At 63.5% G+C, this 13,379-nt stretch carries 11 protein-coding genes; 5 read left to right on the plus strand and 6 right to left on the minus strand.

Annotation, left to right across the window (positions count from 1 at the left end; translation table 11 throughout):
* Positions 1 to 20 precede the first annotated feature (20 nt).
* From KXR83_RS04060 to KXR83_RS04070, 3 genes are all read left to right on the plus strand, one after another.
* A complete protein-coding gene (locus KXR83_RS04060; RefSeq protein WP_437423703.1) occupies positions 21 to 635 on the plus strand; it encodes a TetR/AcrR family transcriptional regulator in 615 nt (204 codons plus the stop codon).
* A gap of 63 nt (positions 636 to 698) precedes the next feature.
* On the plus strand, positions 699 to 1,910 hold the full coding sequence (locus KXR83_RS04065) for a thiolase family protein (protein ID WP_437423704.1): 1,212 nt from the start codon (positions 699 to 701) through the stop codon (positions 1,908 to 1,910).
* Positions 1,911 to 1,924: 14 nt separating this feature from the next.
* Entirely contained in the window at positions 1,925 to 2,335 is a 411-nt protein-coding gene (locus tag KXR83_RS04070; protein ID WP_437423705.1) for a Zn-ribbon domain-containing OB-fold protein, read from the plus strand.
* 18 nt (positions 2,336 to 2,353) lie between these two features.
* Here KXR83_RS04070 and glpD read toward each other — a convergent pair whose 3' ends face one another.
* Entirely contained in the window at positions 2,354 to 4,099 is a 1,746-nt protein-coding gene (gene glpD / locus KXR83_RS04075; RefSeq protein WP_437423706.1) for a glycerol-3-phosphate dehydrogenase, read from the minus strand.
* 195 nt (positions 4,100 to 4,294) lie between these two features.
* Between glpD and glpK the strand changes: the two genes are divergently transcribed.
* A complete protein-coding gene (glpK, locus tag KXR83_RS04080) occupies positions 4,295 to 5,782 on the plus strand; it encodes a glycerol kinase GlpK (protein WP_437424435.1) in 1,488 nt (495 codons plus the stop codon).
* 22 nt (positions 5,783 to 5,804) lie between these two features.
* On the opposite strand, the gene KXR83_RS04085 is transcribed toward glpK, so the two are convergent.
* The 5 genes from KXR83_RS04085 to KXR83_RS04105 all read right to left on the minus strand — a co-directional run bounded on the left by KXR83_RS04085 (position 5,805) and on the right by KXR83_RS04105 (position 12,781).
* Positions 5,805 to 7,115 (minus strand): hypothetical protein, encoded by a 1,311-nt coding sequence (locus KXR83_RS04085; protein ID WP_437423707.1) that lies wholly within the window; start codon positions 7,113 to 7,115, stop codon positions 5,805 to 5,807.
* Positions 7,116 to 7,211: 96 nt separating this feature from the next.
* Positions 7,212 to 7,814, minus strand: a complete 603-nt coding sequence (locus KXR83_RS04090) for a DUF3558 family protein (RefSeq protein ID WP_437423708.1) — start codon at positions 7,812 to 7,814, stop codon at positions 7,212 to 7,214.
* A gap of 572 nt (positions 7,815 to 8,386) precedes the next feature.
* A complete protein-coding gene (locus KXR83_RS04095) occupies positions 8,387 to 9,958 on the minus strand; it encodes a DUF222 domain-containing protein (RefSeq protein WP_437423709.1) in 1,572 nt (523 codons plus the stop codon).
* Between the two features lie 76 nt (positions 9,959 to 10,034).
* On the minus strand, positions 10,035 to 11,216 hold the full coding sequence (locus tag KXR83_RS04100) for a PLP-dependent aminotransferase family protein (RefSeq protein WP_437424436.1): 1,182 nt from the start codon (positions 11,214 to 11,216) through the stop codon (positions 10,035 to 10,037).
* Positions 11,217 to 11,362: 146 nt separating this feature from the next.
* On the minus strand, positions 11,363 to 12,781 hold the full coding sequence (locus KXR83_RS04105) for an NAD(P)H-quinone dehydrogenase (protein ID WP_437423710.1): 1,419 nt from the start codon (positions 12,779 to 12,781) through the stop codon (positions 11,363 to 11,365).
* A 118-nt stretch (positions 12,782 to 12,899) separates the two neighbouring features.
* Here KXR83_RS04105 and KXR83_RS04110 point away from each other — a divergent pair, with 118 nt between their 5' ends.
* Positions 12,900 to 13,370, plus strand: a complete 471-nt coding sequence (locus tag KXR83_RS04110) for a gamma-glutamylcyclotransferase (RefSeq protein WP_437423711.1) — start codon at positions 12,900 to 12,902, stop codon at positions 13,368 to 13,370.
* Positions 13,371 to 13,379 lie beyond the last annotated feature (9 nt).

Consider the following 13,379-nt stretch of genomic DNA (forward strand, 5'->3'; position numbering starts at 1 on the left):
CGCACCACTGAAGGATGACCATGACGCAACAGGCAACGACAACTGCAGCGGCAACGCTCAGTTCGGAGCTGCCCGCCTGGCAGCAGGCTCGCCGCCTGCGGATCATCAAGGCTGCCAATGCCGCCCTCAAAGAGCAGGAGTACGAACAGATCCAGATCCGCGACGTGGCCAATGGAGCCGGCGTCGCATTGGGCACGCTGTACCGGTACTTCTCGTCCAAGGAGCATCTCTACGCCGCGGTACTGCTCGATTGGGCGGCACCCGCCTATGCGAGGTCGGGCGAGGAATTGTCCGAGCACCAGATCCGCGCGAAGATGAACGCCGTCATCTCGTCGTTCGAGCGACGACCGCACTTCTTCAAGGTGCACGTCATCTTGCAGTCCAGTGCCGACCCCAACGCGAAGGCGTTGCTTGCGCAATTCTTCGAGGTCTGCCAGCACACGTTGGCCGACGACTTCGCGCGATTGGGACCCGAGGCAGCCAAGGATGCGGCGATCATGCTGTGGTCGATCATCAACACGGTGCTCACCGGGACGGTGTACAACGAGGGATCCATGGACGACGTCTACCGCCTGTGCAATCGCTTCATCGACTTCCTGTTCGGCGCGCCCGTCGACCCCTCCCTTGAAAACTAGATTCGAGTTCTAGTACGTTTGCCGGAAGACTTCCACCTTCCGATCTGACGCGCAGGAGTATCCATGGGTTTTCGGGGCGATGCCGCAGTGGTCGGTTTCCAAGAGCTTGCGCCGCAAAAGGTCTCGACTCGTACGCCGCGCTTCACCTTGGAGCAGTGGGCAACGCTGGGCGCGGCTGCGATCGCTGATGCGGGTCTCACCGGTGTAGAGATCGACGGAATCGTCACGTCCACACTGCTCGAGTCCGAGATGTTCGTACCGTCCACCATTGCCGAATACCTCGGTGCGCGAATCAACTTCGCGGAGACCGTCGACCTCGGTGGCGCGTCGGCCGCGGCAATGGTCTGGCGTGCTGCCGCCGCCGTGGAACTGGGTATCTGCCAGGCTGTTCTGTGCGTGATCCCCGCTGACTACGGGGTGCCGTACAACGAGAAGAAGCCGCTGCCCGACAGCCTGACCGACATCCTGCTCTACGGCTCGTCGTCGAACCGGTTCGGCTCACCGCAAGCAGAGTTCGACATCCCGTTCGGCAACCTGGGCCAGAACGGCCCGTATGGCCAGATCGCGCAGCTGTATCGATCGGTCTACGGCTACGACGAGCGAGCGATGGCCAAGATCGTGGTGGATCAGCGCGTCAACGCCAACAACACTCCCGATGCGGTGTTCCACGACAAGCCGCTGACCATCGAGGACGTTCTGGCGAGCCCGATGATCGCCGACCCGTTGCGTCGGCTCGAGATCGTGATGCCCTGTTCGGGCGGCGCCGCGGTTCTGGTGACATCGGCCGACCTGGCCCGTCGGAGCAAGAACCGCCCGGTGTGGATCAAGGGTTTCGGCGAGCACGTCGCGTACAAGACACCGACGTATGCCGAGGACCTCTTGGAGAGCCCGATCGCCCGAGCCGCCGAAACAGCGTTCGACATGAGCAGGCTCAACCGCTCCGACATGGACATGGTGTCGATCTACGACTGCTACACCATCACCGTGTTGATGAGCTTGGAAGACGCGGGATTCTGCGACAAGGGCAAGGGCATGGAGTTCGTGAACTCGCACGACCTGACGTTCCGGGGCGACTTCCCGCTCAACACCGCGGGAGGACAACTGGGTTTCGGTCAGGCCGGCCTCGCGGGCGGCATGCACCACGTATGCGACGCGACGCGCCAGATCATGGGTCGTGCGGGTGCGGCCCAGGTGCCCGACTGCAACCGGGCTTTCGTCTCCGGCAACGGCGGCGTGATGGGCGAACAGACCACACTCGTACTGCAGGGCGACTAGGAAGAGATGACCTCATGACGTTCGCCAAGCCGATGCCGGTGAAAACCCCTGTGAGTGCCCCTTTCTGGGAGGCACTGTCCGAACACAAGATCCGGATCCAGTACTCGCCCTCGTTGGGTCGGCACGTGTTCTATCCCCGGATCTTGGCGCCGGGGACGTTGGCCGATGATCTCGAGTGGAGAGAGATCTCCGGCCTGGGAACGCTGTACACGTTCACCATCGCGCGTAAACCGGTCTCTCCGCACTTCGCCGACTCCGTGCCGCAGCTACTCGCCGTGGTGCAGTGGGACGAGGGACCGCGGGTATCCACCGAGTTGGTCAACGTCGACCCCGCAGAGATTCACATCGGTATGCGGGTCAAGCCGGTGTTCTTCGACTACCCCGATGACGACGTCACCTTGTTGCGGTACGAGCCCGCCGACTGACGTCGTGGCGGCAGGCGGTCAGTCCGGGACCGGCACAGGTTCGAGCAGTTCGGCGCGCGACTCCGGCGCGGCGGCACGCAGGGCATCGGCGGATTCGTCATCGGGTTGCCGCTGCGATGCCACCTCCGCCTCGACACGCGCGAGATAGGTCTGCACCTCGAAGTCGGTACGGTCGCTGTCCCAATCAAGCAGTGGCGCAACGAGATCGGCAACCTCGCGTGCGCTCTTCACACCGCGGTCCGGGTATTCGATGGCAATCCGTGTCCGACGGGCCAGCACGTCTTCGAGGTGCAGTGCGGCTTCGCTGACCACCGCGTAGACCACTTCGACCCGCAGATACTGGGGCGCGGCGGCCAAGGGTTCGAGAAGGCTCGAGTCCTTCTTGGCGTAGGACAACACCTCATCGATCATCGACCCGTAGCGGTTCAGCAGGCGCCGGATGCGGTAGGGATGCAGGCCGAATCGCTGCCCGAGCTGATCGCACTGGTTGATCAGGGCGTGGTAGCCCTCGGCCCCGACCAGCGGAACCTTGTCGGTGACCGACGGTGCGACCCGCACCGGGATGAAGTCGGTGATCGCGTCCACCGCGTCGGCGGCCATCACCCGGTAGGTGGTGTATTTCCCACCGGCGATGGCGACGAGGCCAGGCGCGACCTCGGCCACCGCGTGTTCGCGGGACAGCTTCGACGTCTCGTCGCTCTCGCCCGCCAGCAGCGGCCGTAGGCCCGCGTAGACGCCTTCGATGTCGTCGTGGGTCAACGGCGTGACCAGCACTTCGTTCACCTTCTGCAGGATGTAGTCGATGTCCGCGCGGGTTGCCGCGGGGTGCGCGAGGTCGAGATTCCAGTCGGTGTCGGTGGTCCCGATGATCCAGTGCGTCTCCCAGGGGATGACAAACAGCACCGACGTGGTGGTGCGCAGGATGATGGCCGATTCGCTGACGATGCGGTCCCGTGGGACGACGATGTGGACGCCCTTGGACGCGCGGACCCGAAATCTCCCGCGCTGCTTCGACAGAGCCTGGATCTCGTCGGTCCAGACACCGGAGGCGTTGATCACGCAGTGGCTGCGGATGTCGGCGGTCTCACCGGTCTCGGTGTCGCGCACGCGGACTCCGCTCACCCGGTCGGCCTCGCGCAGGAAACCCGTGACCTGGGTGGAGGTTCGGATGACGGCGCCGTAATGCGATGCGGTGCGGGCCACTGTCAAGGTATGACGTGCGTCGTCGACCACGGTGTCGTAGTAGGTGATTCCACCGGTGAGCGAGTTGCGTTTGAGCGCAGGGGCAATCCGCAGCGCGCCCGACCGCGACACATGACGTTGTCCTGGAACGGATTTGGCTCCACCGAGTGAGTCGTACAGGAACAGGCCGGCGGCCACGTACGGCCGTTCCCAGACACGGTGACTCAGTGGGTACAGGAACGGTAGGGGCTTGACCAGGTGCGGCGCCAGCGTGCTCAGCGACAGCTCGCGTTCATGGAGCGCCTCGCGCACCAGGCCGAACTCGAGTTGCTCGAGGTATCGCAATCCACCGTGGAACATCTTCGACGAGCGGCTCGACGTTCCCGAGGCGATGTCGCGGGCTTCCACGAGGGCCACGCGCAGACCGCGGGTCGCGGCGTCGAGCGCAGTGCCCGCACCGACGATGCCACCGCCGACCACCACCACGTCGAACAGCTCTGTGGACAGCCGTTGCCAGGAGTTCTCCCGGTATCGAGGGCCCAGGTCGGACGGTCGATCGGGGTCGAATGCCGCTGCGCTCATCGCTATCTCCTCTGGTCACGGGTCGATCACCTGCCGCCGCGAACTCCGAAGCGGGGCGAACCGGCCGGACTACCGCCGACAACGCTACCCGCTGGTAACCGGTCCGCCACCGCAAGCGGTCCGGCCGTGTCCAAGTAGACAATCTGCGCGGATGGTCATGCGAAACTCGTTCCTGTGAGCAAAAGCACCGGTTACATCGCTTCCATCGATCAGGGCACCACCTCCACCCGCTGCATGATCTTCGATCACGCCGGGCGAGTGATCAGTTCTGAGCAGATCGAGCATCAGCAGATCTTCCCGAAGTCCGGTTGGGTGGAGCATGACGGCGCGGAGATCTGGCGCAACGCCCGGCGGGTGACCGCGGCCGCGATGGCCGCCGAAGATCTGTCCACCGCGGACATCCACGCCGTAGGCATCACCAATCAGCGTGAGACGACGCTGCTGTGGGATCGCGCGACCGGTGAGCCGATCTACAACGCCATCGTGTGGCAGGACACCAGGACCGCGGCACTCTGTGAGAAACTCGGCGGCGATCACGGTGCCGCCCGGTATCAGGAGCGCACCGGCCTCCCCCTGTCCACCTATTTCGCCGGGCCCAAGATCCGCTGGATTCTCGACAACGTCGATGACGCCCGCCGACGTGCCGAGGCCGGTGAATTGTGTTTCGGCACAATGGATACCTGGCTGGTGTGGAACATGACCGGAGGTCCAGACGGAGGTCGCCACCTCACCGATGTGACCAATGCGTCGCGGACCATGCTGATGGACATCGAGACCCTGCAGTGGGATGAGGAGATCTGTGCCGAGATGCAGATTCCGATGAGTCTCCTGCCCGAGATCTGCAGTTCGTCGCAGGTGTACGGACGGGTACGCGAGCGTGGGGCCCTCGCCGACGTGCCGATCGCGGGCATCTTGGGCGATCAGCAGGCTGCGACGTTCGGCCAGGCGTGCCTGGAGCCCGGCGAAGCGAAGAACACCTACGGCACAGGCAATTTCCTCCTCCTCAACACCGGCGAGGAGGTCGTCCGAAGCAGCCACGGATTGCTCACCACCGTGTGCTACAAGATCGGCGACAAGCGGCCCGTGTACGCCCTGGAGGGCTCGATAGCCGTGACGGGTTCGCTGGTGCAGTGGCTGCGGGACAATCTCGGACTGATCAGTGCCGCAGGCGAAATCGAGACGGTGGCGCAGACCGTGGAGGACAACGGCGGTGCCTACTTCGTGCCCGCCTTTTCCGGTTTGTTCGCTCCGCGTTGGCGGCCCGATGCCCGGGGCGTGATCGTGGGTTTGACCAGGTACGTGAACAAGGGCCACATCGCGCGGGCGGCCTTGGAGGCCACCGCGTTTCAGACCCGCGAGGTGATCGAGGCCATGCAGGCCGACTCCGGCGTCGAGTTGTCGACCCTGAAGGTGGACGGAGGCATGGTGGTCAACGAGCTGCTCATGCAGTTCCAGTCGGACATCCTCGGCGTTCCCGTGGTACGTCCGGTTGTCAGCGAGACCACGGCTCTCGGTGCGGCGTATGCGGCCGGATTGGCTGTGGGCTACTGGGGTACCGAGCAGGACATCCGCGACAACTGGATGCAAGACAAGTCCTGGGAACCGTCCATGGCAGTAGAGGACCGGGATCAGCGATTCTCCGAGTGGAACAAAGCAGTCGAGCGTAGCTACGACCTGGCCTGACCTCAGGTCCTGTCAGGTTCTGTCAGGTTCCGTCAGTGGTGTCAGGGTCGTTCGCGTTGGGGCTGTCCGCTCCCGGATTCGTACCTGTTCCCGGCACCGCGGTCGAGTCGGCCTCGCCCGGCCTGGCCCAGTCGCCGAGGACGGGTGGTCCCACCAGCGGAAGACGCCCGATGATTTCCTCGGCGTTCTCGCGGGTGTGCAGGTAGGAAGGTGCGCGGTGTTCGCCTTCTTTGTCTCTGCCCGCGCCCCGTCCGGCTGCGCCCGGCGGGATCATCGGTGAACCGCCACGAGTCGACGTGGTCGGGCCGGATCCTGGCATGGGCCCGCCACCGGCGGTTGGCGTCGCGAGGGGCGTAACCGAGCGTGCGGCAAGCGATTTCGGGTCGGCACCGGCGCCGACTCCGCCACCTGCACCGTTTGCTCCGAGTCCTCCGCCGCCGCGCGCTCCAGTCCCAGTCCCCCCACCTGTTCCTGCGCCCGCAGTCCCCGGCCGGGTCCGAGCGGAGTTCGTCGCAGCGCCGGTCGCGCCGGCCCCGTTTACTTGTCCGGCGATCGGCGACCCGAAAGCCCCGTTGAGCGGACCTGGTGTTGATCCGCCGGCATGTGCAGGCTCGGTTTGGCCCACGTCACCGAGTGAGAGTGGTTTGTCTTCTACCGGGTCGCCGCGGAAGGTTTCTTGTCCACCGGTGGGGCTTCCAGGCCCAGCGGGACCTGCTGCGCCCGCTGTGTTGTTGGCGCCACCAACTCCTCCGAGTAGCCCTGAGTTGTCGCCGCTGCCCGAACCGCTGCCGTTGAGGCCGGCTGGATGGGTGTTGATCGGTTGGAAGTCGGCCCCCAGCTGTGGCAGAGGTACGCCGGTGTATTCGGGTAGCGAGCCGTTGGCGCCGATGACCGGGTTGCTATAGATGTCGGTCATCGTGGTGGCCAGTTCGGATTGTTGCAGTACCTGCCGAGCGACACTGGCAGCATTGCCGCCGTACTGGGCGTCGAGGTCGGCGACGCTGCCCTGTGTCTGCGACAGGATCTTTGAGATGGCCGAGATCTGGTCTGCTATCTGCATTCCCACCGATGCGGAGTCGTCCATGTGGCGAATCGCATCCATCGTCGCGTGCCGCGAGCCGGTGACCGACTCACCATGGAATTCCCCTTCCGGATACAGCCGCCCCAGCGTGGCGTAGTAGGTGTCCGACGCTGCCCTGATCCTCGCCGCGATCAACCTGATCGCCTCAGCGTCTGCTTCCGCCGAACTCGGCGCCATGCTCGCGCACACCGACCGCATCTCGTCGATCGCATGCCCGAACCAGTCCGTCTGCCCAATTGGCTTAGGCGCCATGAACTCCCCCGATTTACCTAGTCAGTACCCTCCCCGGCACCTCGCTGCCATGGAGTCTAAGACAATGTCGGCTACTCGTAGCCCGCGCTGCCGACCTCAGATAGGGATCTTGTCGATATATGCGCGCGTGAAGTCCAAAACCATCTGACACGCGTCCATTGTTCTCGCCTCGGGCCCAGCCGACGTAAGGATGTTTGTTACCACACCCGCTGAATACGACTGCACGTAAGTCGAACATGTCCCGCTGTGGTCCTTCAATCCGAAAACACCGACCGTTCGACCGCCGATGACGACGTCAGGCCGCCAGTCGAGTTCCGGCGTGTGCTGTTTATAGATGTCCAACGACGCCGAATTGGCGACCACTTGGCCGAACCCGAATTCTTGCGGCATGAACCAGTGACAACCCCGCGTTCCCTGGCCGTCCACCTGCGCGGCGTCCTCTATAACTGCGTAATCAATATTGAATCTTTCCAAATCAGCCGCTGCAAACGCAGTGCACGGTTCGTAAGGAGTTCCGTCGTTCGCGGCATTCGTCCTGTTAGGGAACCTACTTTCGAAAGGCAGGGGAATCGGTGATTCCACAGCGTCTTTCACCTGTCCCTGCTCGCCGGCTGGAACCGCACGGGTAGACGAATCATCAACCGCGCATCCGCACGCCAACCCGACGATAACTAAACCAATTGCAATAAGGCGAATCAACGGACCACGTCGTTCGAGTTTTGATCATCAACAGATTGGAGAGCACTTCGCGAGCTTCGGCAGACGGAGGCGTGGCTTCTCAGATACTTAGCCTCAGCATCGATAGCTTGAACGAACGAGCTATCGCCCCCATGAACAATGGCTCGCAGATTCTCAAGAAGTCCGTTGCCCTCTTCGCACTGCCCTGCCCAGTTTTGGACTAGGACCGCACGAAGGAGCGATTGTTGCTCCTCTAAAACCGTCGCGAACGCCTCACCTGCTCTAGCTAGCTCTTCCCACTGTGTATCGGTGAACTTCACTTCGTCTGTCACAGATCACTCCCCCGTTAGACCCCTCGCTCGGGGTTAGACGTTAACCGGTCCTGGCTGGTTCCGTCCGATCCGTCCGAGCTTTGGTGGCTGGACCGCCGTGTTCGGCTGGTCGTACTCGCTTGGCTGTAGCCAGGTTGTCGAGCCCTTGGCCATCGAATGGCCGCCGCCCGTCGTTTCGCACGACCCGCACGGGTACGCACACCAACAACTTGGCGATATCCAGCGCCAATCACACCCGTCGTAAACCACCCCCGGTCGCCGCTACTGCTCCGGCTGCTCGACCGAGGTCTCGCAGCCATGCGTGTGGTCGTCTTGGCTCGCCACCGACTCGGCCCGGTTGTGTTGGAGCTGCATACGTTCTTCACGTTCGTTGAGTGCCTGTTGGCGTTCGGCGATGATGTTTTGCCATGCCGTTTCGATGGTGTGGTCGGTGTGGTGGGCCCGGTTGATGCGGGGTTGTTGGTCGGGGTCGATGTATTTCGGTGGGATCCACGCGACTCGGCCGGCGTCGGGGCCGTCGGTGACCATCACCGTCTGCCATTGATCCTCGCCGGGTCCGATCATCGCGTGATGTGGAATGCACGCCGGGGCCAGTTCGTCGATGTCGGTGTGTCCGCCATCGGCCCAGGCGGTGGTGTGATGAATTTCAGTCCAGGAGATCGGGTTACGGCAGCCGGGACTGGTGCAACCTCGGTCTTTGGCGAACAACGCCATCCGCTGACCTTGCTGGGCAGTGCGTTTGGCCCGAGCAAAGTAGAGGACGTCGGCGGAGTGGTTGGCGAACACCGCCAACGACCAATCCGCCCGAGCCGCCAACTCCAAGGCATCCTTCACAGGAAGATCCACCCCGGAGGCGGTGTGGGCGATCCCGGCGGCCTCATCAAGCTGCTGCTTGGTCATCGTGACAATTACCTGCACCGGCAGGCCACGATGCGAAGTCCCCAACAACTTGTACTCCAGAATCGTCTTCAAAATTGCCTTGAACGCATCGTGCTGACGCTGCGCACGCGAACGGGTGTCACGCCCGACCGCGGCCTCAATGATCGCTGGATCCATGCTCGGGTCGTCGACGGCGCCGGCCGGTGAGTTGGGGTCGTCAGGGTTGTTCATCCCGGGTGCTGCCCACACATCCATCACCGTCCGAAACAGCGCCAACGTTGCTGGGTCGAGGTTGCCACTGATTTTGGCCATCATGTCCAACCCTTGGGGACCGTCGGACAAACCCCGGTTGCGTTTGCGGTCAGTGTCGTCAGTGAGTGTCCCGTCCGGATCAACCCGCGCCAGGACTTCCCGCCCGCACACTTCAAGCTCAGTCGGAGTCAATGTGCGGGCGTTGTCGGTCATCCACGCATCGACCACGTCATACACTTCCGGCGCCGATTTGTGCGGAATGCGGTCGCGGACTTTGAGCATCACATCCATGTGCGCCAACCCAATCGCACCCTCGGCCAACGCTTCCGCAGCAGCCGGACACTTCGGGGGCAACGGCTGCCCCTGCATCGACAACAACACACCAGCAGCATCAAGTGCCTTCAGCCGCGACGAGGCATCACCACGAGAGACCCGCAGTTCACTCATCACAAACCGATGCAACGTCGAATGACCAGCCTTACGAAACAAGCCTCGATCATTCACCTCCTGCAACCGCTTGAGACCCTGAAACGACAGTGCCCGAACAACTCTCTCGTTCACCCGCACCAACTCAGCAACCTGCACATCACCAACATCCGCCGATGACGCACCAGCAATCCGCTGCAGCAGAACATCAAGATCTCGATACAACCCCACCAAGACCGGCATTGGAGGTGGATCCACCGTCACCGAATCACTCATCGAAAAGCCCCCCAGCCTGTCGAACGCTTAGGGCAATTCTAACAGCGAATTCCAATATTGTCGAACATGTGTTCGATTACTGGACAGGTCGCACCGACTCATACGCGACCGCCAACCGCCGCACCCCTTCGGCCAATTGATCAGCAGGAAGAGTGGCGAAACTCAGCCTGAGACAGTCCCCGAAGTCGGCGTCCACAGCAAACGCGGCGCCCGGGACAAATGCCACGCCGGCATCCACCGCAGCAGACAACAATTCCGTTGTATCGATTCCGGGCAATCTAACCCAGCAGAACATTCCCCCCTCCGGAGCCGTGAACTGAGCCGCCTCGCCAAAGGTCTGCTGCAGCGATTCGGTCAAAGCGCCTGCCCGAGAGGAATATTCGGAGCAAACACCGGCGATGTGCCCGGAAAGCCACTCTCGGTCGGCCAGCAGATCCGCGACCATCAACTGACTGAAGGTGGACCCACACAGATCAGCCCCCTGGCGCAGTCGCTCCACCAATGCGACCACTTCGGGCGGGCCGCTCATCCATCCCACCCGCAGAGCAGGCGCAAGGACCTTGGATGCGGTGCCGAGCAGAACCACCCGATCACTGTGCGCAGCAATCGGTCTCACCTCCGCGCCCGAGAAGCGAAGCTTGCCGTACGGATCGTCTTCCACCACTACGAAGCCGAACTTGTCGGCCAATCGGGCGAGCTCCACCCGATTCTCATCAGACGCGCTCACACCGCCAGGGTTGTGGAAGTTGCTGACTGTGTGAACTATTCGCGGACGCTCGCCGTATTGCAGCCATCCCCTGAGTAAGTCGACATCGATTCCACTCGGTGTGATGGGCAAGGCACGAATCCGCGCCCGCACCGATTGGAACACCTGGAGAGCGCCCACGTAGACAGGGTCGTCCACGATGACCAGATCACCTGGATTGACCAACGCGTGCGCCAGCAAGAACAGCGCCTGTTGCGATCCGTGCGTCAGCAACACCCGTCTAGGGTCATCAGTGTCGATGTATTCGGCGACAACCTCGCGACACGACGACACACCGGCGCTCACGGTGTACTGCAGGGCGGTCGAGTCGGCGATGATTCGGGCGGCCGACTCCGCGATCCGTTGCGCAGGAATGAGTTCCGTTGCCGGAAGGCCGCCCGCCATGCTCAGCACATTCGGCTGTTCGGTGAGCTTGAGCAGGTCACGGATCGCCGACCCACGCACATTGGCGAGTGCGTGCGACGCTTCGTACCGAGCACTGAGGACAACCATTCGATTCACTCCAACACATTCTGAAAATTACAAGGACAGAAGGTGATGAGTGTGGTCACCGAGCAGGGCACGTCAGGTCAGCGCCCATACCGTACGTTAGCGGGCGTGACCGAAATGTGAAACCAGTTTCTCAACCAGTGAGACAGCTAGTCGAGGTCGTCGTGTCGAACCAACTGGCGCGCCGCCTCGGTCACCGATCCGGACAACGACGGGTACACCGAGAACGTCGCCGCTAAGTCACTGACCATCAGCTTGTTCTGCACCGCCAGCGCGATCGGCAAGATCAACTCTGACGCATTCGGGGCCACCACCACGCCACCGATCACCACACCCGTCGCAGGCCGGCAGAAGATCTTCACGAATCCGCGCCGCAACCCGCTCATCTTCGCGCGCGGGTTGGTGGCCAACGGCAGCATCACGGTGCGAGCCGGGTACTCCCCCGAGTCGATCGCCTGCTGGCTCACCCCGACGGTCGCGATCTCGGGGCGCGTGAAAATGGCGGAGGCGACGGTCTTGAGCTTGATGGGCGTGACGCCCTCACCGAGTGCGTGATACATCGCGATTCGGCCCTGCATGGCGGCGACAGACGCCAGCGGCAACAGACCCGTGCAGTCGCCGGCCGCGTAGATTCCCGGCACACCGGTGCGCGATACCCGGTCCACCTGGAGGTAGCCGCCTTTGGCGAGTTCGATCCCGACGGCCTCGAGGCCGAGGTGGTCGGTGTTGGGCACCGAGCCCACCGTCATCAAGCAGTGCGACCCCTCCACCGTCCGGCCGTCGGACAAGATCACCTTGATCCCGTCGGCCGTACGTTCGACCTTGTCGGCGCGCGCGTGCTTGACCAGCTTCACGCCGCGCTCGGCCAACACGTCCTCGAGCACAAGAGCAGCGTCCTCGTCCTCGCCGGGCAACACACGGTCGCGGCTGGACACCATCGTGACGGGAACGCCGAGCTCGGTATAGGCGTGGACGAACTCGGCACCGGTGACACCCGAACCGACCACCACGAGGTGCTCCGGGAATTCGTTCAGGTCGTACATCTGACGCCAGGTGAGAATGCGCTCGCCGTCGGGCTGCGCGTCGGGCAGCACCCGCGGCGACGCGCCGGTTGCGATCAACACCACATCGGCATCCAGGACTTCCTCGGCGCCGTCGGATCCGTCCGGGTTGATCGTTGTCGCAATGACGCGGTGCCGACCTCGTCCCGACTCCTGCTCTCCGAGCTTCGCGCGCCCCGCGATGATCCGGACGCCCTCGGTCAGCAACCGCGACCGGATGTCGGACGACTGCGCGAATGCGAGGTCACGCACCCGCTGGTGGATCTGCGGCAAGGACACCAGTGCGCCGTCGTAACGAAGGTTGATGCCCAGGTCGACGGCCCGGCGGACCTCGGTGCGGATGCCGGCGGACGCGATGAAGGTCTTCGACGGGACGCAGTCCCAGAGCACGCAGGCACCACCGATGCCGTCGCTGTCGACCACAGTGATGTCGGCCCCATAGCTGGCCGCGGCAAGCGCCGACTCGTAGCCGGCGGGTCCGCCGCCGATGATCACGATCTTGGTCAATTCAGCTCAACTCCCTGAAGATGTCGGGTGCCCCGAGCGGCGGGCTGCCACGTAACGAATCTAGTCGATCTGCAGTCCTGCTTTCCCGATGGGCAGATGACCATCTAGGCTCCTCCCCGTGCCCATCTACGCCGCATACGGCTCGAACATGCACCCCGAGCAGATGCTGGAGCGTGCTCCCCACTCGCCGATGGCGGGTACCGGATGGCTGACGGGCTGGCGGCTCACCTTCGGCGGCGGCGACATCGGCTGGGAAGGCGCGCTGGCAACAGTCACCGAAGACCGCGACAACCCCGACGCCCGCGTGTTCGTGGTGCTGTACGACGTGACCGAGGACGACGAGTCCAGCCTCGACCGCTGGGAAGGCTCCGAGCTCGGCATACACCGCAAGATCCGGGCACGCGTCGACACCGCCGACGGTCCAGTCCTGGCATGGCTGTACGTCCTCGACGCCTTCGAAGGCGGCCTGCCCTCCGCCCGCTACCTGGGCGTCATGGCCGAAGCCGCCGAAATCGCGGGCGCGCCAAACGAATACGTTCACCAGCTGCGACTCCGCGAGTCCCGCAACGTGGGTCCGGGACCAGAGTAGACGCGACCG

It is taken from the genome of Williamsia muralis (genome assembly GCF_051487485.1).
GTDB lineage: Bacteria > Actinomycetota > Actinomycetes > Mycobacteriales > Mycobacteriaceae > Williamsia > Williamsia muralis_B.